This window comes from Pectobacterium punjabense (assembly GCF_012427845.1).
Classification (GTDB): domain Bacteria; phylum Pseudomonadota; class Gammaproteobacteria; order Enterobacterales; family Enterobacteriaceae; genus Pectobacterium; species Pectobacterium punjabense.
Window position 1 is genome coordinate 3,338,083 of record NZ_CP038498.1, and the last position, 23,909, is coordinate 3,361,991.

At 53.8% G+C, this 23,909-nt stretch carries 18 protein-coding genes and 1 riboswitch; of the genes, 14 read left to right on the plus strand and 4 right to left on the minus strand.

All coding sequences use genetic code 11. The features are described from left to right. The first annotated feature begins 178 nt into the window (after window positions 1–178). The 11 genes from E2566_RS15195 (at window position 179) to yegS (ending at window position 16,991) form a co-directional block, all read left to right on the plus strand. Window positions 179–1,411 carry an MdtA/MuxA family multidrug efflux RND transporter periplasmic adaptor subunit gene (locus E2566_RS15195; RefSeq protein WP_107170884.1) on the plus strand — a complete coding sequence of 411 codons (1,233 nt, stop codon included), beginning with the start codon at window positions 179–181 and terminating at the stop codon, window positions 1,409–1,411. Then, the gene (locus E2566_RS15200; RefSeq protein WP_107170885.1) at window positions 1,411–4,533 is read left to right on the plus strand and encodes an MdtB/MuxB family multidrug efflux RND transporter permease subunit; all 3,123 of its coding nucleotides are present in this window, start codon (window positions 1,411–1,413) and stop codon (window positions 4,531–4,533) included. Before E2566_RS15195 ends, E2566_RS15200 begins: the two co-directional genes overlap by 1 nt. After that, the gene (gene mdtC / locus E2566_RS15205; RefSeq protein ID WP_107170886.1) at window positions 4,530–7,610 is read left to right on the plus strand and encodes a multidrug efflux RND transporter permease subunit MdtC; all 3,081 of its coding nucleotides are present in this window, start codon (window positions 4,530–4,532) and stop codon (window positions 7,608–7,610) included. The genes E2566_RS15200 and mdtC overlap by 4 nt, the downstream gene beginning before the upstream one ends. A gap of 266 nt (window positions 7,611–7,876) precedes the next feature. Continuing rightward, window positions 7,877–9,277, plus strand: coding sequence for an MFS transporter (gene mdtD, locus E2566_RS15210; RefSeq protein ID WP_107170887.1), 1,401 nt, complete (start codon window positions 7,877–7,879; stop codon window positions 9,275–9,277). A 7-nt stretch (window positions 9,278–9,284) separates the two neighbouring features. Further along, window positions 9,285–10,652 (plus strand): envelope stress sensor histidine kinase BaeS, encoded by a 1,368-nt coding sequence (gene baeS / locus E2566_RS15215; RefSeq protein WP_107170888.1) that lies wholly within the window; start codon window positions 9,285–9,287, stop codon window positions 10,650–10,652. Window positions 10,653–10,688: 36 nt separating this feature from the next. Continuing rightward, on the plus strand, window positions 10,689–11,417 hold the full coding sequence (gene baeR / locus E2566_RS15220) for an envelope stress response regulator BaeR (RefSeq protein WP_107170889.1): 729 nt from the start codon (window positions 10,689–10,691) through the stop codon (window positions 11,415–11,417). A 21-nt stretch (window positions 11,418–11,438) separates the two neighbouring features. Continuing rightward, window positions 11,439–12,092: a Vat family streptogramin A O-acetyltransferase gene (locus tag E2566_RS15225; protein ID WP_107170890.1), complete on the plus strand. Its 654-nt coding sequence runs from the start codon at window positions 11,439–11,441 to the stop codon at window positions 12,090–12,092. 54 nt (window positions 12,093–12,146) lie between these two features. Further along, window positions 12,147–12,698 (plus strand): GNAT family N-acetyltransferase, encoded by a 552-nt coding sequence (locus E2566_RS15230; protein ID WP_107170891.1) that lies wholly within the window; start codon window positions 12,147–12,149, stop codon window positions 12,696–12,698. A 249-nt stretch (window positions 12,699–12,947) separates the two neighbouring features. After that, window positions 12,948–13,907 carry a glutathione S-transferase family protein gene (locus E2566_RS15235; RefSeq protein ID WP_107170892.1) on the plus strand — a complete coding sequence of 320 codons (960 nt, stop codon included), beginning with the start codon at window positions 12,948–12,950 and terminating at the stop codon, window positions 13,905–13,907. Window positions 13,908–14,103: 196 nt separating this feature from the next. Continuing rightward, a complete protein-coding gene (gene trhP, locus E2566_RS15240) occupies window positions 14,104–15,465 on the plus strand; it encodes a prephenate-dependent tRNA uridine(34) hydroxylase TrhP (RefSeq protein WP_107170893.1) in 1,362 nt (453 codons plus the stop codon). A gap of 626 nt (window positions 15,466–16,091) precedes the next feature. Further along, entirely contained in the window at window positions 16,092–16,991 is a 900-nt protein-coding gene (yegS, locus tag E2566_RS15245; RefSeq protein ID WP_107170484.1) for a lipid kinase YegS, read from the plus strand. A 28-nt stretch (window positions 16,992–17,019) separates the two neighbouring features. On the opposite strand, the gene psiE is transcribed toward yegS, so the two are convergent. From psiE to thiM, 3 genes are all read right to left on the minus strand, one after another. After that, the gene (psiE, locus tag E2566_RS15250) at window positions 17,020–17,427 is read right to left on the minus strand and encodes a phosphate-starvation-inducible protein PsiE (protein WP_039492362.1); all 408 of its coding nucleotides are present in this window, start codon (window positions 17,425–17,427) and stop codon (window positions 17,020–17,022) included. A gap of 208 nt (window positions 17,428–17,635) precedes the next feature. Beyond that, entirely contained in the window at window positions 17,636–18,439 is an 804-nt protein-coding gene (gene thiD / locus E2566_RS15255; protein WP_107170483.1) for a bifunctional hydroxymethylpyrimidine kinase/phosphomethylpyrimidine kinase, read from the minus strand. After that, the gene (gene thiM, locus E2566_RS15260) at window positions 18,436–19,230 is read right to left on the minus strand and encodes a hydroxyethylthiazole kinase (protein WP_107170482.1); all 795 of its coding nucleotides are present in this window, start codon (window positions 19,228–19,230) and stop codon (window positions 18,436–18,438) included. The genes thiD and thiM overlap by 4 nt, the downstream gene beginning before the upstream one ends. 36 nt (window positions 19,231–19,266) lie before the next feature. After that, a riboswitch (TPP riboswitch) is annotated at window positions 19,267–19,363 on the minus strand. A 147-nt stretch (window positions 19,364–19,510) separates the two neighbouring features. Here thiM and ahr point away from each other — a divergent pair. The 3 genes from ahr (at window position 19,511) to adhP (ending at window position 22,850) form a co-directional block, all read left to right on the plus strand. Beyond that, the gene (ahr, locus tag E2566_RS15265) at window positions 19,511–20,530 is read left to right on the plus strand and encodes an NADPH-dependent aldehyde reductase Ahr (RefSeq protein ID WP_107170481.1); all 1,020 of its coding nucleotides are present in this window, start codon (window positions 19,511–19,513) and stop codon (window positions 20,528–20,530) included. A 152-nt stretch (window positions 20,531–20,682) separates the two neighbouring features. Then, window positions 20,683–21,606, plus strand: a complete 924-nt coding sequence (locus tag E2566_RS15270) for a GGDEF domain-containing protein (protein ID WP_107170480.1) — start codon at window positions 20,683–20,685, stop codon at window positions 21,604–21,606. Window positions 21,607–21,839: 233 nt separating this feature from the next. Beyond that, window positions 21,840–22,850: an alcohol dehydrogenase AdhP gene (gene adhP, locus E2566_RS15275; RefSeq protein WP_107170479.1), complete on the plus strand. Its 1,011-nt coding sequence runs from the start codon at window positions 21,840–21,842 to the stop codon at window positions 22,848–22,850. A 59-nt stretch (window positions 22,851–22,909) separates the two neighbouring features. Here the strand turns inward: adhP and E2566_RS15280 are convergent, their stop codons facing one another. Further along, window positions 22,910–23,728, minus strand: coding sequence for a hypothetical protein (locus E2566_RS15280; RefSeq protein ID WP_107170478.1), 819 nt, complete (start codon window positions 23,726–23,728; stop codon window positions 22,910–22,912). Window positions 23,729–23,909 lie beyond the last annotated feature (181 nt).

Consider the following 23,909-nt stretch of genomic DNA (forward strand, 5'->3'; position numbering starts at 1 on the left):
AACACGGGGATGAGGTTCCCGCAGGGAAACCTCGCTCCGTGTATCTCGATTCTTAAACGATCGGCACGTGGCCATTGGTCCAATAACACGCTGAGTATGACAGCCAACGCACATGCAGCGTGAAGTATGACGGGTAGATCGTGCTTCCCGCGCAACCTGGAGAGAGTAATCCACCACTATGAATGCTAAACGTATCCGAGGCCTGCTGGTACTTGCCGCCGTTATTGCTATTGCCGTACTGATCTGGCGCCACTTTACCCAGACGTCGCCTGCCGCACCCGGCAAGAGTGAACAGCACGCCGCCCGTACGTCAAATTCGGGTAGCAGCAGTGGTGGTGGACGCAGGGCGGCCATGCGCACGCTGGCTCCCGTACAGGCTGCGCTGACGCAATCTGCCTCCGTACCTTATTATCTCTCCGGTTTAGGCACAGTAACGGCGGCCAATACCGTGACGCTACGCAGTCGGGTGAACGGGCAACTGATGGCGCTTCACTTTCAGGAAGGGCAACAGGTTAAGGCGGGCGATCTCCTGGCAGAAATCGACCCCCGCCCGTTTCAGGTTGAACTGACGAAGGCACAGGGGCAGTTGGCAAAAGATCGGGCCGTGCTGGCTAACGCTCAGCAGGATTTAGCACGCTATCAGCAACTGGTGAAAACCAACCTGATCTCCCGTCAGGAACTGGATACGCAGATCGCCGCCGTGCGTCAGGCGGAAGGCACGCTAAAAGCCGATGACGGTGCCGTAGCCAGCGCACAGCTCCAGTTGGATTACAGCAAAATTACCGCACCGATCAGCGGCCGGATCGGTTTAAAACAGGTCGATGTGGGGAATTACATCACCAGCGGCGACACCAATGGCATTGTCGTGATTACACAGACGTATCCTATCGATGTCGTCTTTACCGTACCGGAAGCGGAAATCTCCACCATTATTAGCGCGCAGAAATCAGGTCAGCCACCCGTGGTAGAAGCCTGGGATCGCGCCAATCAGAAGAAACTCTCGCAGGGTAGCCTGCTCAGTATGGATAACCAGATCGACACCACCACCGGTACGATCAAGCTCAAGGCGCGTTTTGATAATCTGGATGATGCCCTGTTCCCGAATCAATTTGTGAATATCCGCATGAAGGTCGATACGCTGCAAAACGCCGTTGTTGCCCCCTCCGCTGCGGTGCAAATGGGCAATGAAGGCCGCTTCGTCTGGATTTTGAATGATAAGAACGAGGTCAGTAAACGTCAGGTCACGACCAGTATCCAGTACGGCCAGTTGGTCGTGGTCACTGCCGGGCTGGATGCCGACGTGAAGGTGGTCACTGACGGTATCGATCGTCTGACCGAAGGAACCAAAGTGGAAGTCGTTCCCTCTACGCTGACGGAGAAAACGCCTGCAATCTCTGGGGAGAAATCCTGATGCAGGACACCGTTCCAGCCAGCGGAGGCGGGCCGTCACGCCTGTTTATTCTGCGCCCCGTCGCAACGACGTTGTTGATGTTCGCCATTCTGTTGGCCGGTATTATTGGCTATCGGGCACTGCCCGTTTCAGCGCTGCCCGAGGTTGATTATCCGACGATTCAGGTTGTTACCTTGTATCCTGGAGCCAGCCCCGACGTGGTGACCTCGGCGATTACCGCGCCGCTGGAACGGCAGTTCGGCCAGATGTCCGGGCTAAAACAGATGTCGACGCAAAGCGCAGGCGGCGCATCCGTCATCACGCTTCAGTTCCAGCTTGAACTGTCGCTGGATGTCGCGGAGCAGGATGTACAGGCCGCCATTAATGCGGCCAGCAATCTGTTGCCAAGCGATCTGCCCTATCCACCCACTTACAGCAAAGTGAACCCGGCTGATCCGCCCATTATGACGCTGGCCGTCACCTCCACCGCAATGTCGATGACGCAGGTGCAGGACATGGTGGACAACAGGATCGCGCAAAAAATTTCGCAGGTCGCGGGCGTCGGGCTGGTGTCGTTAGCCGGTGGCCAGCGGCCAGCCGTGCGGGTAAGGCTAAACGCGCCGGCGCTGGCGGCTTACGGCCTGACCAGCGAGACCATTCGCACCGCGATTACCGCCGCCAACGTGAACTCCGCCAAGGGGAGTCTGGATGGTCCAACGCGTTCGGTGACGCTCTCCGCCAACGACCAGATGAAATCCGTTGATGACTACCGCAAGCTGATTGTTGCGTGGAAAAATGGCGCACCGGTACGACTTCAGGATGTTGCCACTATTGAGCAGGCCGCCGAGAATATTCATCTTGGCGCCTGGGCGAATCGGCAGCAGGCGATCATTATTAACGTTCAGCGCCAGCCGGGTGCCAACGTCATCACGACCACGGATAGCATTAACAAGATGCTGCCCGCGTTAAAAGCCAGCCTGCCGAACTCTGTGGATGTCACTACGCTGACTGACCGCACCACCAGCATTCGCGCTTCAGTAAAAGACGTCCAGTTCGAGTTACTGCTGGCTATCGCACTGGTTGTGATGGTGATTTACCTGTTTTTGCGTAACGCCGTTGCCACACTGATCCCGAGCATCGCCGTGCCGCTGTCGCTGATCGGCACCTTTGCCGCCATGTATTTCCTCGGTTTTTCCATCAATAACCTGACGCTGATGGCACTCACCATCGCCACGGGTTTCGTGGTAGATGATGCCATCGTGGTGATCGAAAATATCTCCCGGTATATCGAAAAAGGGGAAAAACCGCTTAACGCGGCGCTGAAAGGAGCGGGAGAAATCGGCTTCACCATCATTTCTCTGACCTTCTCACTCATCGCCGTGCTGATCCCATTGCTGTTTATGGGTGATATCGTCGGACGCTTGTTCCGCGAGTTTGCCGTGACGCTGGCGGTGTCCATCCTGATTTCTGCCGTTGTGTCGCTCACGCTCACCCCGATGATGTGCGCACGGATGCTAAGCCATCAGTCGCTGAGTAAACAGAACCGTTTTACTCGTGCCAGTGAGCGTTTCTTCACCCGTCTGATCAATGTCTACGGCATCTGGCTACGCAAAATACTCAATCATCCGTGGCTAACACTCAGCGTCGCACTGGGTACGCTGTTGCTCACTATCCTGCTCTATATCTGGATTCCGAAGGGCTTCTTCCCGCTACAGGATAACGGCATCATTCAGGGCACCGTACAGGCACCGCAGACGGTCTCGTTCAGCAATATGGCTGACCGCCAACAGCGCGTCGTCTCCATTATCATGAAGGACCCCGCGGTAGAGAGCGTTTCCTCGTATGTCGGCGTCGATGGGACGAATGCCGCACTGAACAGCGGTCGACTGCAAATCAACCTGAAACCGCTCAGTGAACGCAGTGAGCGTATTCAGGCGATCATCAGTCGCCTGCAACAGCAAACGGCCCAGATTCCCGGCATTCAGTTGTATCTGCAACCGGTGCAGGATCTCACCATCGACACCCAGATTAGCCGCACGCAATATCAGTTTACGTTGCAGGCAATGTCGCTGGATGAACTGAGCGTCTGGGTGCCGAAGCTGATGACCGAACTGAAAAAGCTACCGCAGCTAGAGGATGTCAGCAGCGACTGGCAAGACGGTGCTGCGGTCGCCTACGTCAACGTCGATCGCGACAGCGCCAGCCGTTTGGGCATCACCATGTCTCAGGTCGATAGTGCGCTGTATAACGCTTTTGGTCAGCGTCTGGTTTCCACCATCTATACACAGGCCAGCCAATACCGCGTGGTGCTGGAGCACGATACGACCCACAATACCGGTCTGGACGCATTGAACGACGTGCGTCTCATCAGCAGCGACGGCGGTACGATCCCGCTCAGCAGCATCGCCACGATTGAAGAGCGTCAGGGACCGCTGGCGATCAACCATATCGACCAGTTCCCCTCGACGACGATCTCTTTCAACGTCGCCAGCGGCTACGCACTGGGCGAAGCGGTTGATGCCATCACGCAGGCTGAACAACAGATGAACCTGCCCGCGGATATCACGACCCGTTTTCAAGGCAGTACGCTGGCGTTCCAGTCGGCGCTGAGCAGCACCGTGTGGCTCATCATTGCGGCGATTGTCGCGATGTACATCGTGCTCGGCGTGCTGTACGAAAGCTTTATTCACCCGATCACCATCTTGTCTACGCTGCCAACGGCGGGCGTCGGTGCGCTGCTGGCGCTCATGATGGCGGGGAATGAGTTAGATGTGATCGCCATTATCGGGATCATCTTGCTCATCGGGATCGTGAAGAAAAACGCCATCATGATGATCGACTTCGCGCTAGCGGCGGAGCGAGAACAGGGAATGACACCGTATGACGCTATTTATCAGGCCTGTCTGCTGCGTTTTCGACCGATTCTGATGACCACGATGGCCGCCCTACTCAGTGCGCTGCCGCTGATGCTGAGCACTGGCGTCGGCGCGGAACTGCGCCAGCCGCTAGGGGTCTGTATGGTCGGTGGCCTGATCATGAGCCAGATTCTGACGCTGTTTACGACACCGGTAATTTACCTGCTGTTTGACCGTCTGGCGGCGCGCTTCCGTCGTGCACCGCGTCAGGAGGAAGAAATCGAGTGAAGTTCTTCGCCCTGTTCATCCACCGCCCCGTCGCCACCCTGCTGTTGACGTTGGCCATCGCGCTCTGTGGCGTATTAGGTTTCCGCCTGTTGCCCGTATCCCCGCTGCCGCAGGTGGATTTCCCGGTGATCTCAGTCAGCGCCTCACTGCCCGGCGCGTCACCCGAAACCATGGCCTCTGCCGTCGCGACACCGCTGGAGCGTGCGCTCGGTAGAATTGCAGGCGTCAACGAAATGACGTCCACCAGCTCGCTCGGTAGTACGCGCGTCATTCTGGTGTTTAACCTCGATAGGGATATCAACGGCGCGGCGCGCGATGTTCAGGCGGCTATCAACGCCGCACAGAACCTGCTGCCGTCCGGTATGTCCAACCGCCCGACTTACCGTAAGGTCAACCCATCCGACGCACCGGTCATGATTCTGACGCTGACTTCGGATACCTACAGCCAAGGTCAACTGTACGATTTCGCGTCCACCCAGTTGTCACAGAAAATCTCGCAGATGGAAGGCGTTGGCGATGTCTCTATCGGCGGAAGTTCGCTCCCCGCCGTGCGCGTGGCGCTGAATCCGGTGGCGTTATTTAACCAAGGCATTTCCCTGGATGACGTACGACAGACCATCGCACAGGCAAATGTGCGCCGACCGCTGGGGAATGTGGAAAACAGCCAGAGAAGTTGGCAGATACAAACCAACGATGAGCTCAAAACTGCCGATGCTTACGCCCCGCTGATTATCCACTACAACAACGGCGCCGCCGTTCGCCTGAGCGACGTCGCCACGGTGGAAGATTCCGTGCAAAACGCGCGCAATGCAGGGATGGCGAATGCGAAGCCTGCCATTCTGGTGATGATTCGCCGCGCGCCGGATGCCAACATTATTACCACGGTAGACAACATCCGCGCCGCGATGCCGGAACTACGCGCCAGCCTGCCTGCCGAAATACAGTTGGATGTCGCACAGGATCGTTCCCCCACGATTCGCGCCTCGCTGGCAGAAGTCGAGCAATCGCTGCTGATCGCCGTCGCGCTGGTGATTCTGGTCGTCTTCCTGTTCTTACGCTCCGGGCGGGCAACCGCTATTCCGGCACTCGCCGTTCCCGTGTCACTCATTGGCACCTTCGCTGCCATGTATCTGTGTGGCTTCAGCCTGAATAACCTGTCGTTGATGGCGCTCACCATTGCTACTGGTTTTGTGGTGGATGATGCCATCGTGGTATTGGAAAATATTTCCCGCCACATCGAAGCTGGCATGAAGCCGCTCCAGGCATCGCTTCAGGGGGTCAGAGAAGTGGGGTTCACGGTGTTATCCATGAGTCTGTCGCTGGTGGCGGTGTTCATCCCGCTGCTGTTGATGGACGGCCTGCCGGGGCGACTATTCCGTGAATTCGCCGTAACGCTGTCGGTGGCGATCATGATTTCCCTGCTGATCTCGCTCACGCTCACCCCCATGCTGTGCGCACGACTGCTGCGTGCCGTGCCCAAACGCAGCCAGCCGCGCACACGGGGTTTTAATCGTGTATTGCTCGCCATGCAGCAAGGCTACGGGCGATCGCTGAAGTGGGTACTCAACCATGCTCGCTGGGTTTTGTTGCTCCTGCTGGGCACCATCGCACTCAACGTCTGGCTGTACATCAGTATTCCGAAGACTTTTTTCCCGGAACAGGATACAGGCAGGCTGATGGGCTTTATTCAGGCTGACCAGAGTATTTCTTTTCAGGCCATGACGGTGAAGCTCCAGAATTTCATGACCATTGTCAGCAGCGATCCTGCGGTGGATAACGTGAACGGTTTTACGGGGGGATCGCGAACCAACAGCGGCTCGATGTTTATTTCGCTTAAGCCGCTGTCCGAGCGCGATGTTTCCGCACAGCAGGTAATTAGTCGTCTGCGCGTCAAGCTGGCCAAGGAACCCGGCGCCAATCTGTTTTTAATGCCAGTGCAGGATATCCGTATCGGCGGACGGGAATCGAGCGCCGGGTATCAGTACACGCTCCTGTCTGATGATTTGAGCGAACTGCGAACCTGGGAGCCAAAGATTCGTGCTGCTTTCAGCAAACTGCCTGAACTGGCCGATGTGAATTCCGATCAACAGGATAAAGGCGCAGAAATGGCGTTAACCTACGATCGTGATGCGATGGCACAGTTATGCATCAACGTCTCTGCCGCCAATGCATTGCTTAATAATGCCTTCGGCCAGCGTCAGATTTCGACCATTTATCAGCCGTTAAACCAGTACAAGGTCGTGATGGAAGTAGACGATGCCTACACGCAGGATGTCAGTTCACTGAACAAGATGTTCGTCATCAATAACGACGGTAAGCCCATCCCACTTTCTTATTTCGCCAGTTGGAAGCCGATCAACGCACCGCTGTCGGTGAACCATCAGGGACTCTCTGCCGCGTCAACCATCTCTTTTAACCTGCCTGAAGGCACCGATCTTTCCACGGCGACAGCGGCGGTAGAAAGAACCATGACGTCACTGGGCGTGCCGTCCTCGGTACGCGGTCAGTTTTCTGGTACGGCGCAGGCGTTCCAGCAATCCCAGTCTTCCCAGCTATTGCTGATTCTGGCGGCGATTATCACGGTGTATATCGTGCTGGGCGTGCTGTATGAAAGCTATGTGCACCCACTGACGATTCTGTCTACCCTCCCCTCGGCAGGCGTGGGCGCTCTACTGGCGCTAGAGTGGTTTGGCGTACCGTTTAGTCTGGTAGCACTGATTGGTATCATGCTGTTGATTGGGATCGTGAAGAAGAATGCGATCATGATGGTGGATTTCGCGCTGGTGGCACAGCGCAGCGGCAAGCTGAACGCACGGGACGCCATTTTTCAGGCCTGCCTGCTACGTTTCCGCCCGATTATGATGACCACATTAGCCGCATTGTTTGGCGCACTGCCGCTCGTGCTGACCAGCGGTGACGGTGCAGAGTTGCGTCAACCGCTCGGCATCACGATTGTCGGCGGGCTGGTGATGAGCCAGATCCTCACGCTGTATACCACCCCGGTGGTATACCTGTTTTTCGACAAGCTGAGGAATATTCGGCGCAAAGCCCCGGAGAAGGATTTGTCACTGTCGTGACGGAACATGAGCACCAGTAAAATGCTAATTTAGGAGAAGTTTCGTGCGCTTAACGTTCGCTGTTTTTCTAGTAGCGCCCCGAACGCGCCCGACCAAGGGCGGCTCAATTGCCGTCGCCCCTGTGTCGTGCGCATACGGAAAACATGCAGAGAAAAACAAATGTTAAGCGCACGAAACCTCGCCAAAAGAACAAGTTACACAATCGGGTGTCGGCATATGTATTCACCAGCTATCCATTTATCACTTAATCAGGGGGAATCTGAAACATGATGAATCCCGCCTCCGTTCGCTGGCAGCTCTGGATTGTTGCCTTTGGCTTTTTTATGCAGACGCTGGATACCACTATCGTGAATACCGCGCTGCCTTCAATGGCGGCGAGTCTGAATGAAAGCCCGTTGCATATGCATTCGGTGATTGTTTCCTATGTGCTGACCGTCGCAGTGATGCTGCCCGCCAGCGGCTGGCTGGCGGATCGTATCGGCGTGAAGAACATCTTTTTTGCCGCAATTCTGCTGTTTACACTGGGGTCGCTGCTGTGCGCCCGTTCGGAAACATTAGATGAGCTGCTGCTCTCCCGCGTGATTCAGGGCATTGGCGGCGCGATGATGGTGCCGGTAGGACGTCTGACGGTGATGAAGATCGTCCCGCGCGATCAATATATGGCGGCAATGACCTTCGTGACGCTGCCCGGCCAGATCGGCCCATTACTGGGGCCCGCGCTCGGCGGTTTTCTGGTGGAATACGCCAGTTGGCACTGGATTTTCCTTATCAACCTGCCGGTTGGCATCATCGGCGCGCTGGCAACCTGGTTTCTGATGCCCAACTACACCATGCAAACTCAGCGCTTTGATATCAGCGGTTTCGTTTGGCTTGCCGTCGGTATGGCGACGCTGACGCTAGCGTTGGACGGTAACCGTAGTCTCGGCATTCCGCCGATTGCCATTTTTGCGCTGATTGCCATCGGGCTTATCGCACTATTGAGCTACTGGCTGCACGCCCGTCATAACGAACGGGCGCTGTTCAATCTGCGTTTGTTCGACACCCATACTTTTTCTATCGGCCTGACCGGCGGGCTGCTGGCTCGCATCGGCAGCGGTATGTTACCGTTTATGACGCCGCTATTTTTGCAGTTGGGAATGGGGTTTTCTCCGTTCCATGCGGGGTTGATGATGGTGCCAATGGTACTGGGTAGCATGGGGATAAAACGCGTCGTGGTGCAGATCGTCAATCGGTTCGGCTACCGCAACGTGCTGGTCGCCTCGACGTTATTGCTGGCGCTGGTCACGGCGCTGTTTGCGCTGGTCGCACTGATGCAATGGATCTGGATGATCCCGGTGGTGCTGTTCTTCCTCGGTACGGTAAATGCCATTCGCTTTTCCACCATGAACACGCTGACGCTGAAAGATCTGCCTGATTCCCTCGCCAGCGGCGGCAATAGCCTGCTGTCGATGACCATGCAGCTCTCCACCAGCCTGGGGGTAAGCATCGCGGGTATTCTCTTAGGCATGTTTTCTCAACCGCACATCGCCGCAGAAAGTGGGACAACCCACACGGTATTTCTCTACACCTATCTCAGCATGGTCGTCATCATCGCGCTGCCAGCGTTGATTTTTAATCGTGTCCCACCTGACACCGTAAAACAGTCAACGCTACCGCGTAAATCGTGAGGTCGTTATGAAATTCGGAATCACCGCCAAACTGTTTCTCGCGATTTTCGCCACCTGCATGCTGGTGCTGGTAACCATGCACTGGGGTGTGCGTGTTAGTTTTGAACGCGGCTTTATCGACTACATTAAGCGCGGCAATGAACAGCGGGTTATGCAGCTGCGCGATGCGCTGGCAGAGCAATATCAGTTGCACGGCGATTGGTCATTCCTGCGCAATAATGAGCGTCTGGTGTTCAAGATGCTGCATTCTGTGGATCAGAACAGCGACACCGACAACAGCATGCAGGGATGGCGGGTGCGTCTTTGGGTACTGGATAACAGTAAACGCAAACTGTTCGGATCGCCGGCACCTATACCCAATGAAGGCACCTGGCAGCCCATTCAGGTACAGAACCAGACCGTCGGCTGGATTGTCGCCTCCCCCGTTGAACGCCTGACCCGTAACGCCGACATCAGTTTCGATCAACAGCAACAACGCACCAGTTGGCTGATTGTGGCGCTATCGATGTTGCTGGCTATCATCGCCGCCTGGCTGACTGCACGTGGCCTCCTCGCCCCCGTCAAGCGACTGGTCAACGGCATGCACAGTTTAGCGTCAGGAGATTTCAGCACCCGCGTGACGGCAAGCTCGCACGATGAGCTGGGCAGGCTGGCACAGGATTTCAATCAGCTTGCCAACACGCTGGAAAAAAATGAACAGTCTCGCCGCGCGTTTATGGCTGATGTATCCCACGAGCTGCGCACGCCGCTGGCAGTGCTACGCGGTGAATTGGAAGCCTTGCAGGATGGTGTACGCAAGCCCGACGCGCACTCTCTGCATTCGCTTCAGTCGGAAGTCGCAACGCTCACCAAACTGGTAGACGATCTGCACCAGCTCACCTTGTCCGATCGCGGGGCGCTGGCCTACCGCAAAACGTCCGTAGACGTTGTGCAAACCCTGCATATTGCTATCGCTGCATTTCATGCACGTTTCCAAAAAAAGCAGATCGCGCTCACCACCGATTTACCCGATCAGGCTGGCGTTTTTGGTGACTCAGATCGGTTAAGTCAGTTATTTAATAATTTGCTGGAAAATAGCCTGCGCTATACCGATGAACAGGGCCAATTGACCATTTCACTGGTTCAGCGACATAAGTGCTGGGCTATTATCTGGCAGGACAGCGCCCCTGGCGTAACCGATGAGCAGCTCATACTGATTTTCGAGCGTTTCTATCGGGCGGAAAGCTCGCGCAACCGCGCCAGCGGTGGAGCAGGTCTGGGGCTGGCTATCTGCAATAATATCGTTGAGGCACATAGCGGACGGCTGTATGCTGAACATTCGCCATTAGGGGGAGTGATGATTACCATCGAGCTTCCATCGCACGTTCCTGATTAAACGCCACGCTAAGCGAAACTGAAGATAAACAGAGCCATGACAACCGCACCCGATTTCGCTATGACGTCACCCATTTTGATCGTCGAAGATGAGCCCAAGTTGGGGCAACTGCTGGTAGATTACCTTCAGGCCGCAGACTATGCCACGCACTGGCTGCCAAATGGCAATGACGTCGTTGAGTGGGTGCGACAGCATTCTCCTTCACTCATTCTGCTGGATTTAATGCTGCCGGGCTGTGACGGCCTGACCCTCTGTCGCACCATCCGTCAGTTTTCCAACGTGCCAATTATCATGGTCACCGCCCGCAGTGAAGAGATCGACCGCCTGCTGGGGCTGGAAATTGGTGCTGATGACTATATTTGTAAGCCTTTCAGCCCGCGTGAAGTCGTCGTGCGTGTCAGAACGCTACTGCGCCGCTGCGGCTGGCAGAACGACGGCCTGAAAGCCGCAGAGAAAAGCGAAACAGCGCTGTTGATTGATAAAAGCGGCTTTCAGGCCAGCTATCTGGGGCAGAACCTTGACCTGACGCCCGCGGAGTTTCGTCTGCTCAAGACCCTCTCCACTGAACCGGGTAAAGTGTTTTCACGCGAGGCGCTGCTGGATAAGCTTTACGACGATTATCGTGTCGTGACCGATCGCACCATCGATAGTCACATCAAAAACCTACGCCGCAAACTAGAACAGCTGGATGAAGAAACCTCATTTATCCGCACGGTGTACGGCATCGGCTATCGCTGGGAAGCCGCCCCCTGCAATGAGGTATAAATCCAACCGTCTTATGATGTTATGGAGCCTAATTTGAACGGACCCGATCCTGATAACCGCCACCCGATGGCCGGTTTCCCCCAAGTGTGTTTTATCAAGAATATTGTCGCCAACCCGAATATTAACATTGGCGACTACACCTATTATGACGATCCCGACGGCGCGGAAAATTTCGAAAAAAATGTGCTTTATCACTATCCGTTCATCGGCGATAAATTAATCATCGGTAAGTTCTGCGCTATTGCGCGTGGTGCAAAATTTATCATGAACGGGGCTAATCATCGGCTTTCCGGCCTGTCGACTTATCCATTCCAGATTTTTGGCAACGGTTGGGAAAAAGTAACACCTAAACCAGAAGATTTACCTTACAAAGGCGACACCGTGATCGGCAATGATGTCTGGATTGGCTATGATGCGCTGATCATGCCCGGTGTTCATATCGGAAATGGTGCCATTATTGCCTCACGCGCCGTGGTCACCGCCGATGTGCCTGCCTATACGGTCGTCGGCGGCAATCCGGCAAAAATCCTTAAAGCCCGTTTTGCGCCAGATGTCATCAATACACTGGAAACGCTGAGCTGGTGGGACTGGCCGATAGAAAAAATCACACGCCATCTGGATATCATCGCAGCGGGTGATATTGACGCACTGCAAGCCAGCCATCAGTCAGAATAACCGCCTTTCATTGCCCACCAATCCATTTCCCACGAAGAAGAGGCTTTCACGATAATGACTGCGCTATTTTCCGAAACCACCAAAATCGAAACACCTCGCCTACTGCTACGCCCGCTCTATCGTGATGATGCACCCGCACTGTTCGCTTTTATGTCCGATCCGGTCGTGATGCGTTTCTGGAATCACCCGCCCTGGCAGCACATCGAGCAGGCGCATGACGCGATTGACGAATACTGGAGCGCGCTGTGCGCCGGGCAATACATGAAGCTGGGTCTGGAAGCCAAAGCAAGCGGCGAACTGATCGGCACCTGCGTGCTGTTCAATCTTGAGATTGGCTCTAAACGCGCAGAGATTGGCTACTGCCTGGCAGCAAGCGCACAAGGAAAAGGCTATATGGCGGAGGCGCTCTCTGCCCTGCGGGATTTTGCCTTTGAAACGGCGGGTCTAAGCCGATTGGAGGCCGAAATCGATCCCCGCAATGTGGCTTCAGCCAAATCGCTGGAACGACTGGGATTCACGCAAGAAGGGTTATTAAGGCAGCGTTGGATCGTAGACGGCGAAGTGTCTGATTCTGCGCTCTACGGCTTGCTGGCGGCAGAACGTTAATCGCCATTTTCCTATGCCAGTCAAAAATACTGTCCGACTTAATGAAAATTTTGTCATTTTTTCTTTTCCCACGGCTGTTACCATTTCAAGCCTACAATAATGACAGGTATCCATCCGCATCCTATGCGGGTACAGGTCACCTGCAACACCATTGATTTTTTAACGCCATTGATTTTGAAAACAACGGTTCTTCCAAGCCATTGTTCTTCAAAAAAATGGGGCTTAAAAACAATAGACAGGGGAAAATGTATGTCAGGTTTAGTTGATGGCAAATGGGTTAACGGCGATGTCGCGGCAGAAGAGATCAAAAATGGCGCGTTCCACCGTGAAGAGACCAAATTTCGGCAAACCGAGCTGGTGCCAGAGGCTGGGCGTTACCAGCTTTTTGTTTCTTATCTCTGCCCGTGGGCATCGCGCACGCTGATTTTCCGCAAGCTGAAAGGGCTGGAGAACATCATTTCGCTCTCAGTTGCCAACCCACGTATCGCCGATAACGGCTGGGAATTTGCAACGCCGCAGGATGCTGGCGAGCACGCGGGGGAAATTCACTATCTGCACCAGTTGTACACCGCCAGCGTGCCCGACTATACCGGAAAGGTGTCGGTGCCTGTGCTGTGGGATCGGGTAGAAGGCCGTATCGTTAACAACGAATCGGCGGATATCATCCGTATGCTGAACAGCGAATTTAACGATCTGACAGGCAACCACCTCGATTTTTACCCGTCTGAACTGCGCGGTGAGATCGACCATTGGAACGAAACCGTGTACCACAACGTCAATAACGGCGTATATAAAACCGGGTTTGCTAAAACGCAGGAACACTATAACGATGCGGTCACCACACTCTTCGCCACGCTGGACGAGCTGGACGATCATTTAGGCAGCCATCGTTACATGTTGGGCGATACGCTGACCGAAGCCGACTGGCGTCTGTTTGTGACGCTGATACGTTTTGACGTGGCCTACCACGGCGCGTTCAAATGTAATCTGAAACGCATTGCCGACTATCCGCACTTATCAAATTACCTGCGCGAACTGTATCAGTGGCCGGGCATTGCGGAGACGGTCAATATCGACCATATCAAAGCAGGTTATTACGGTATTGCCTGGCTGAACCCGACACAGATTGTGCCGGTTGGCCCACAGGTTGATTTATACCAGCCACACAACCGCGACACCCTCGGCACATCCCGTATCGCCACGCGTTAATACGGTGAGATCTGGCCTGCTCGGTTTACGGCAGGCCATTCTTTATTTAGGTCAAAAAAAATTGATTTACGTCAAACAATAGGCCCACGTTTCGTGTGTCGTCTACTGCAATTTCCCCCTATTAGCGCTAGAATCCTCCGCCTTTACTGCTCCCGCCGCGGAGCAGCCTGACTTGTGATCAGAATCGAGAGATACCATGTTTAAACCGGAACTGCTTTCTCCGGCCGGTACGCTGAAAAATATGCGCTACGCCTTTGCCTATGGCGCGGACGCGATTTATGCCGGTCAACCTCGCTATAGCCTGCGCGTACGCAATAACGAATTCAACCATCAGACGCTGGCGCAAGCCATTAACGAAGCGCATGAACTGGGCAAAAAATTCTACGTGGTCGTTAACATCGCACCGCACAACGCCAAGCTGAAAACCTTCCTGCGTGACCTGCAACCCGTAATCGAAATGGGGCCGGACGCGCTGATCATGTCCGATCCGGGCTTGATTATGCTGGTGCGCGAAAACTTCCCACAGATCGACATTCACCTTTCCGTTCAGGCCAACGCGGTCAACTGGGCGACGGTGAAATTCTGGCAGCAGATGGGGCTGACTCGCGTGATTCTGTCCCGCGAACTGTCGCTGGAAGAGATTGCGGAAATTCGTCAGAACGTCCCGGACATGGAACTGGAGATCTTCGTTCACGGTGCGCTGTGCATGGCCTACTCTGGCCGCTGCCTGCTGTCCGGCTACATCAACAAACGCGACCCAAATCAGGGAACCTGCACCAACGCCTGCCGCTGGGAATATAAGGTTCAGGAAGGTAAAGAGGACGAGGTCGGGAACATCGTCCATCAGCACGAACCAATCGCGGTGAAAAACGTTGAGCCCGCGCTGGGCATCGGCGAACCGACCGACAAAGTCTTTATGCTGGAAGAAAATCTGCGTCCCGGCGAGTACATGAGCGCATTTGAAGACGAGCACGGCACCTACATCATGAACTCCCGCGATCTGCGTGCGATCCAACACGTTGAGCGCTTGACGCAAATGCAGGTTCATTCGCTGAAAATCGAAGGCCGCACCAAGTCATTCTATTATTGCGCTCGTACCGCACAGGTGTATCGCCGCGCCATCGACGATGCTGTCGCGGGCAAGCCATTCGACCCAACATTGCTGGAAACGCTGGAAGGTTTGGCGCATCGTGGCTATACCGAAGGTTTCCTGCGCCGCCACGTGCATGAAGATTACCAGAACTACGACTACGGCTATTCCGTTTCCGATCGTCAGCAGTTTGTCGGCGAATTCACTGGCGTTCGCCGTGATGGGCTGGCAGAAGTCGAAGTGAAGAACAAATTTTCCTGCGGCGACAGCGTGGAGATGATGACGCCAAACGGCAATATTCAATTCACCATCGAATCGATGCAGAATGCCAAAGGCCAACCGACCGAGGTTGCGCCGGGTAACGGCCATATCGTTTATCTGCCGGTGCCGGATGATGTCTCGCTAGACTACGCCCTATTGCTACGCAATCTGCCGGGCACTACCACGCGTAACCCTAACGCGGAATAAATCAGTCATATCGCCGGATGTCCTGACCATCCGGCGATGCCCTCTCAAGGCAGCGCGTTCTCACGGAATGTCCTCCATCATCACCGCTCCTCTGCCACAAATAAGTACGCTAATAGCCTGAGGGTATCGTTACAAAGCTCAGGGTTTTTAACGAATATTAGAAACAGATCACATCAATTCGCTGGTCTTGTGGTTAGTATTGCGTCGCTGAGAAAACATAGAACGAAAAATAAGCGTAGTGATACTACTAGGAACCACCTCCTTGGCCAGCTCAATCTCCCTTGAGCTGGCTTTTCTTTTTCTTCCGCCCACGTATTTCCCCACCGCACATATACCCTAAATAATTCGAGTTTCAGGCAGGCGGCAAGAGAAGGCATCCCGATGAGCTTACTCAGGTAAGTGATTCGGGTGACAAATCTGCCGGGAGCAGATTTGAACGCTGCTTGCAGCGGCCCTTTAGGGCGAGGCCCACGACGGGCCGAGTATTTAAGTGCTGCCAACGCACATGCAACTTGAAGTATGACGGGTATATTCACCGACTCTTCTGATATCTGCCTACCAATTTAGTGTCTATGATTAACTGCAACGTTTCTGTATTAACAACATCGCAGCCAGAGAAAGACGACATGGAAAAAAATCCAATCACCCTGCTGATTTTGAATGGGAAAAGTGCGGGTAATGAAGAACTTCGCGAAGCCATCGGTGAGCTACGCAAAGACGGCTATACGCTGCATGTCCGCGTGACCTGGGAATACGGTGATGCGAAGCGTTACGTGGAAGAGGCGATCCAGCTCAACGCGGATAATGTGATCGCTGCCGGAGGCGATGGCACCGTCAATGAAGTCGCTGCGGCATTGGCCGTACAGCCGGAAGCGGTGCGTCCGTGTCTCGGGATTGTACCGTTAGGCACGGCCAACGATTTCGCCACCAGTTGTCAAATTCCGATGGAGATGCACAATGCGGTGACGCTGGCGATAAAAGGCCGTGCTACTGCGATTGATATCGCCAAAGTGAACGACACGCACTATTTCATCAACATGGCGACGGGCGGGTTCGCGACGCGCATTACCACGGAAACACCAGCCAAAATGAAAGCGGCACTGGGGAGCGCTTCTTACGTGCTACACGCGCTCTTTCGTATGGACATGCTGCAAGCCGAACGCTGTGAAATTCGCGGGCCGGATTTTCACTGGGAAGGCGATACGCTGGTTATCGCGGTGGGGAATGGCCGTCAGGCTGGCGGCGGACAGGAACTTTGCCCGGAAGCGCTGATTAACGATGGGTTGTTGGAACTGAGCGTACTATCGGCAACCGAGTTACTGCCCAATATGCTTCAGGCCTGGTTTACTGGCAGCGAAAACCAGAACATGATTTCCGCTACCCTACCCTGGCTGGAGATCACCGCGCCAGACGATATGACATTTAATCTGGACGGCGAGCCGCTCACCGCCAAACGATTCCGCATTGAGGTGCTTCCCGCAGCGATTCACTGTCGGCTACCGCCTCAGTGTTCGCTGCTGGAATAGCGGCGCGTTTTAACTATTTCTGTTTCTATTATTCCCGCTTCAGGCGATTACTGTTTGCCAGATACAGCGTCACAACCAGCAGCAGGATCGCCGCGGAATAGACCAGCGTATCCGACGGGCTTTTGTGATCGACAATAATCAGGCGAATGATGGCGGTGATGCCGATGTAGATAAAATAGCGCAGTGGGAAGTGATAGCCGGACTGGAAATACTTCACGATCAGCGCAATAAACTCAAAATAAAGGAAATAGATCACGATGCCTTCTATCAGCTGATAGGAGGAATCTTTCTCGTTGGAGATCAACAGCACCTTCGCCAGATGAAACGTTTCCTTGACTAAAAAAATCACCAGAATAGTCGCCAGCGCCAGCAGGCCGATATTGAGTATCGTCTGAAGCGCCTTGGCAGCCATTGCACTGCGAGCAGAACCTGCCATATGTTATCCCCACATCCTATTTCACATTAACACCAAGATTTCACAGCAAAGTAACCGGACGTTCACTCACTGTCTATGCCGAAGACGCTTAATTTACTTTGAAATTACTGGCAAATGTGTCACGCAAAGTACAAGTCAATTTACTTATACCCGCCATATTTCAGGCGGCAGGAAGCCGGCAGTGTGAAGGATTGAGGGCATATAATATTTACCACCAGCGGTGGAAGTGATGAACGGGTCCGATACCGTGCCCAACCTCCAGCGTGTCGGCCTGCTGTAGCGCCTGCTGTAAATAGTCCTTAGCTACCTTAACCGTCTCACCCCAGCTAGCGTAACGTGGCCGCAGCGCCGCCAGCGCGGCAGACAGCGTGCAGCCGGTGCCATGCGTATGACGCGTATTCACACGCGGGGAGCTAAAACGCTGCGGATCGGCCTGTCGGCTGAACAACCAGTCCGGGCTTTCCGCTTCACTGAGGTGCCCGCCTTTCATCAACACTGCCTGACAGCCCATCGCCAGCAGCGCTTCCCCCTGTTCTCGCATTTCCCGCTCGCTGGCGGCAGGCGACGTATTCAGCAGCGCGGCGGCCTCCGGCAGGTTGGGCGTAATCAGGGAAACCAGCGGCAGCAGCTCACGGCGGATCGACTCCACTGCTTCAGGCGCGAGCAGCGGGTCACCACTTTTCGCCAGCATCACGGTATCTAACACCACAAAAGGAACCGCGTAATGACGCAGACGCTCGGCAACCGTTTCGACAATATCGGCCTGCGCCAGCATCCCAATCTTGGCGCTGTCGATACGCACATCGCTCAACACGGAATCCAGCTGCGCCGCGACAAAATCCGGTTCAATCCGGTAGACGGACTGTACGCCGCGCGTATTTTGCGCCACCAGCGCGGTAATGACCGACGTGCCATAAGCACCCAAGGCTGAAAACGCTTTTAAATCCGCCTGAATCCCCGCCCCACCGCTCGGATCGGTACCCGCAATCGTCAACGCATTGATACGTTTCATGCCAGATCCTCCGCACGTAGGGTATAGAGCCGATCGAGGAAATTAGGGATAAAACTGCCTGTACCTTGTGATGCTGAAGCTGCCTGCTGCCCCGCTAACGCCATGACATAACACGCTGCCGCCACGTGGGATAAACGGTCACCGTCTAAGGAGCAGAAACCCGCAACCACCGCCGACAGCACACAGCCTGTACCGACTACACGTGTCATCATGCTATCGCCGCCGATTACCGCAATATCGCGTTCACCGTCCGTGACATAATCCACCGCGCCGGTCACCGCGACAATCGTCCCAACCTGCCGCGCCAGCTCACGCGCAGCGGGTAGCGCTGCAAGGGAATCATCGGCACTATCCACGCCCCGCCCCTGCGCGGCTACCCCAGAAAGTGCCATGATTTCAGACGCATTGCCGCGAATCGCCGCCGGTTTCCATGTCAGCAATTCCCGGCAAAATTCGGTACGGAAGGTCAAACCGCCTACAGCAACCGGATCGAGCACCCACGGCGTACCCGCCTGATGTGCGCTGCTTACCGCCGCCCGCATCGCCTCAGCGCGCGCGCGTTCCAGCGTTCCGACATTAATCAGTAACGCATCGGCCACCGCGCTGAACTGCGCGGCTTCATCGGGATCGACCACCATCGCAGGCGATGCGTTCAGCGCTAGCAGCACGTTAGCAGTAAAAGATTGCACCACGTCGTTGGTTAAACAGTGCACCAGCGGTGAAGCAGAACGAAATTGGGTCAGTGATGTTGCTGCCTGAGCGGCAGAAAAGTCGGCGGGTTGTGTATTCATAAGTCTCCCAACCGGCGTGGAAGAAGGCGGCAACCGGTGGGCATACCGTGACTTCCCTACGCTGGCATTATCCAGATCAGGTGGTACGGGTATTTCTCAGCCTTCACAAAGAAGGGCACCCCGAGTCATTTACTACGCCTCGCAGCATAAGTAAGTGATGCCAGCAAAGCAAGCCCGTCCCGCCCGACACAAAATGAAAAACCACAGGCACGTTGTGACATAGAGAAAAACGCCATAACCCTTTAGACTGATTAATCAAACCCGTACTGAGGAGATTGTGATGACGATAATCAAGAGTTATGCCGCACCGGAAGCAGGCGCAGCGCTGGAGTTGTATGAGTTTGATGCGGGTGAACTGCATGCGGAAGACGTCGAAGTCGTGGTTGATTACTGCGGCGTGTGCCATTCCGACCTGTCGATGATCGATAACGAATGGGGCATGTCGAGCTATCCGCTGGTTGCCGGGCATGAAGTGATTGGCCGTGTGCACGCATTGGGTGATGCGGCGAAGAACAAAGGATTAAAGATTGGCCAGCGCGTCGGTATTGGCTGGACAGCACGCAGCTGTGGGCATTGCGATGCCTGTATCAGCGGTAGCCAAACCAACTGCCAGCAAGGCAGCGTGCCGACGATTCTGAATAAAGGCGGTTTTGCCGATAAGATCCGAGCAAACTGGCAGTGGGCAATCCCGCTTCCTGATTCCATTGATATCGAATCTGCGGGTCCGTTACTGTGCGGCGGTATCACCGTCTTCAAACCGCTGTTAATGCACCATGTCACTGCGACCAGCCGCGTTGGCGTGATCGGTATCGGCGGTCTGGGACATATCGCGATTAAGCTCCTACACGCGATGGGTTGCGAAGTCACAGCGTTCAGCTCTAATCCGTCCAAAGAGCAGGAAGTCTTGGCGATGGGTGCCGATAAGGTCGTCAACAGCCGCGATCCACAGGCGCTGACCGCGCTGGCAGGCCAGTTCGATCTCATCATCAACACCGTAAGCGTCGATCTGGAATGGCAACCTTACTTCAACGCGCTCGCCTATAACGGGAAGTTCCATACCGTCGGCGCGGTAATGAAGCCATTTAGCGTTCCGGCCTTTACGCTTATCGCAGGCGATCGCAGCGTTTCTGGTTCTTCTACCGGTTCGCCACATGAGCTACGTTCTCTGATGAAGCTCGCCGCGCGTGCCAGCGTGAAGCCACAGACGGAACTGTTCCCAATGTCGAAAATCAACGATGCTATCCAGCACGTGCGTGACGGAAAAGCCCGTTATCGCGTCGTACTGAAAGCCGATTTTTAATCGGTAAAGACGCCTGAGCGATCGGGCGTCTGCTTTTTACACATTGGTCAGATTAACGTCATTCTCTGGAACACACCGCCGGCACCACGCGACTGAATGTATTCAATAGGTTTCATGATAGGATTGGAAGGTGATGCAAGAGGAGATCCGCAATGCCTTTTAAAGAGTATGACCACGACTTCATTGATAGAAATAAGAAGGCTTCCTCGTCAGTAAGGGTCGCCCTTTTATTGTCTGCGTTAATCATTATATTTAATCTCCTGTTCTTCAAGCACCGCGATTTTCAGGAGCAGTTGCACAATAATCCGGGGTCTTATACCGATTCGATCGCGTTGGTTTTTCTTTTTTTTATCTTATCGTGTACCAGTAAAATCTCACTGAACCATACTTCAGCCTTATCCATCCGGCTCGGGCTACATGTCTGGATATGCTCAGCCACGTTTGACTTCATGGATGAGTTTATCTATCAACCCAAACTAGTTGGGTACTATGTTGAGGATATGCTGAGAATTATTGGTATGTTTGGCGTCGGATTCGGTGTCTATACCCTGATACAGCAAATCAACAATAAGTATGTCGAAGCCAGAATACAGTCATTCAGCGATGAACTCACGCAGCTCCCTAATCGCCGGTTTTTTATTAACGAATTAAAAAAACTCGAAGCGAAAACACCCTATTTATTTATCATCGACATCGATAATTTCAAAGTCATCAATGACAAATATGGGCATACGAAAGGCGATGAAATATTAAGTAAATTCGGCCATATTCTTTCTCGTTTCGATAACAGTGAAGTCGTCGCAACTCGAATTGGTGGCGAAGAATTCGCGATTATTCTTTATGCAGGAACACAGGATCGGGCAGAGAAGCTGGCGAGAGAAGTATTAAAAAATGCCAACAAAATCATTATTAAAAATATGCATTACCTTTCTGTCAGCATTGGGGCAGGTAAAAAACAGCCGCAGGAGCCCACAGAACACTTTATGAAACGCGTAGATGTTGCACTTTATCAAGCCAAAAATACCGGCAAAGGCAAAGTGGAATGGGCTCTGGAACCGCAAGAAAAAAAACCGTAATCCAACGCAGCCTCATCCGATCACACGGCCGCACGGACGCGCCTCTCTCTAACTCATCATAAAAACTACTGTAAACAACATTCCCGCCATAGAAAACCATCGACTAAATAACTCATCATTTTGTAACAAAATTAAACGCTTCCTGATTAGTTAACTCGCCGACCTGCGTATACTCTTTTATAGGTAGAACCAAATACATTACCTCCACAACACATTCAGTAAAAGGAAGACTAATGAAAGCAGCTATCGTTACGAAGGATCATTCCGTTGAGATTCAGGACAAAAAACTACGTCCCCTCCAACACGGAGAGGCTCTGCTAAAAATGGAATGCTGTGGCGTGTGCCACACCGATTTGCACGTCAAAGACGGTGATTTTGGCGATGTGACTGGCATCACGCTCGGTCATGAAGGTATCGGTATTGTTAAAGAAGTCGGTCCAGGCGTGACATCACTGAAGCCCGGCGATCGCGCTAGCGTAGCCTGGTTCTATCAAGGCTGTGGCCACTGCGAATATTGTAATAGCGGTAACGAAACGCTCTGTCGCACGGTGAAAAATGCAGGTTATTCCGTTGATGGCGGCATGGCGGAAGAATGCATCGTCGTTGCTGATTACGCAGTCAAAGTGCCGGATGGTCTGGATTCTGCCGCAGCCAGCAGCATTACCTGCGCTGGCGTGACAACATATAAAGCGGTGAAAATCTCGCAAATTAAACCAGGACAGTGGATTGCCATTTATGGTCTGGGCGGGTTGGGCAATTTGGCGCTGCAATACGCCAAAAATGTCTTTAATGCCAAAGTCATCGCGATTGATGTGAACGACGCACAGTTGGCCTTTGCCAAAGAGGTCGGTGCAGACCTGGTCATCAATCCAGCCAAAGAAGATGCCGCCAAGATCATTCAGGAAAAAGTGGGCGGCGCACATGCGACCGTAGTCACCGCTGTTGCACGCGCAGCGTTTAACTCTGCCGTGGATTCTGTTCGTGCGGGCGGACGCATTGTTGCCGTCGGCCTACCGCCGGAGTCCATGGATCTGAATATTCCGCGTCTGGTGTTGGATGGCATTCAAGTGTTGGGTTCGCTGGTCGGCACGCGTGAAGATCTGAAGGAAGCGTTCCAATTTGCGGCCGAAGGAAAAGTAAAACCGAAAGTCACCCGCCGTCCGCTAAACGATATCAACGCTATTTTCGCTGAAATGAAAGGCGGGAAAATCACCGGCCGTATGGTGATCGATCTGTCAATGTAAGCGATAGTTAGCAAACAGGTATAAACGGGATAGCGCTATCCCGTTTATTTATTCATCTCTTAGCTAAGCGCTTGGGTATTACCGGGGCAAACAAGCTGCTTGCTTTTAATATGGTAAACCTCGACGTCAGGGCGTGTGAAAAAGGCAATTTCCCACGGGTTCTTGGTGACGAATTCATGGCGTACTTTTTCATAGAGCGGATTATCACGCGCGATAATAAACGCTTCCCCTTCGATAAGGGTGTAGTTCCACTCGATGGCTCGCTCAAAGGTATAATGGCTGCGCTCATCCATCGCAAAAAAGCAGTGCGGATTACGTTTGAGCAACTGGGATTTAAAGGTCTCAGGGAACGTAATCAGGAAGATATCGTTATCCACGGATGAGAGGAACGCTAACACCGTAGTATGCGGCTGTTCGGCAGCCATGGTGATTAAGACACCGACCTTGTTGGAAAAATCCTGCTTTTCCGTCGGCGGAAAATCGACCATCGGCGTCAGGGGCACTGGTATGGACGGGCGATCGTCTTGTGGAAACTGATAGCCCGGCTCGCGGATGTCCAGCACAGGCGTGAAACCATGCAGGAGCTGACATTCTCTCGGTTCCAGTACCACCCAATCACCTTCGCTTGCTATCACGCGCCCTTTGTAAGAAGCACGATAGACCTGAATATTGGCATCAAACTCATCGACCCCAGAGCGGTTATCAAGGTGAATGGTTGCCAGATCGCCAACGACAAACTCATGTCCGTGCGGGAAAAAAACGCGCAGGCTGTTATCCGCATTGGGATAAACGCCGCAAATATGGATGACCATGCCATCCTGCTTATAACCCGCCAGAACACCGAGAGTTTGCTTTCCGAGATAGCTCACGAGACTCATACATCACGCCTTATTCAGATTGGGGTTCAGAGAGGACGCCGACCCAGCTTCACTCGGGCCGCTCCAACTGCGGTCAGGACGCTGAAAAATCATTCACGCTAACCGCATCACTTCCTACTTATCAACGGAGAAAGCGCTGAAAACTTTAAGCTGAATACCTGTCTATTTAAAGAAATAAGTA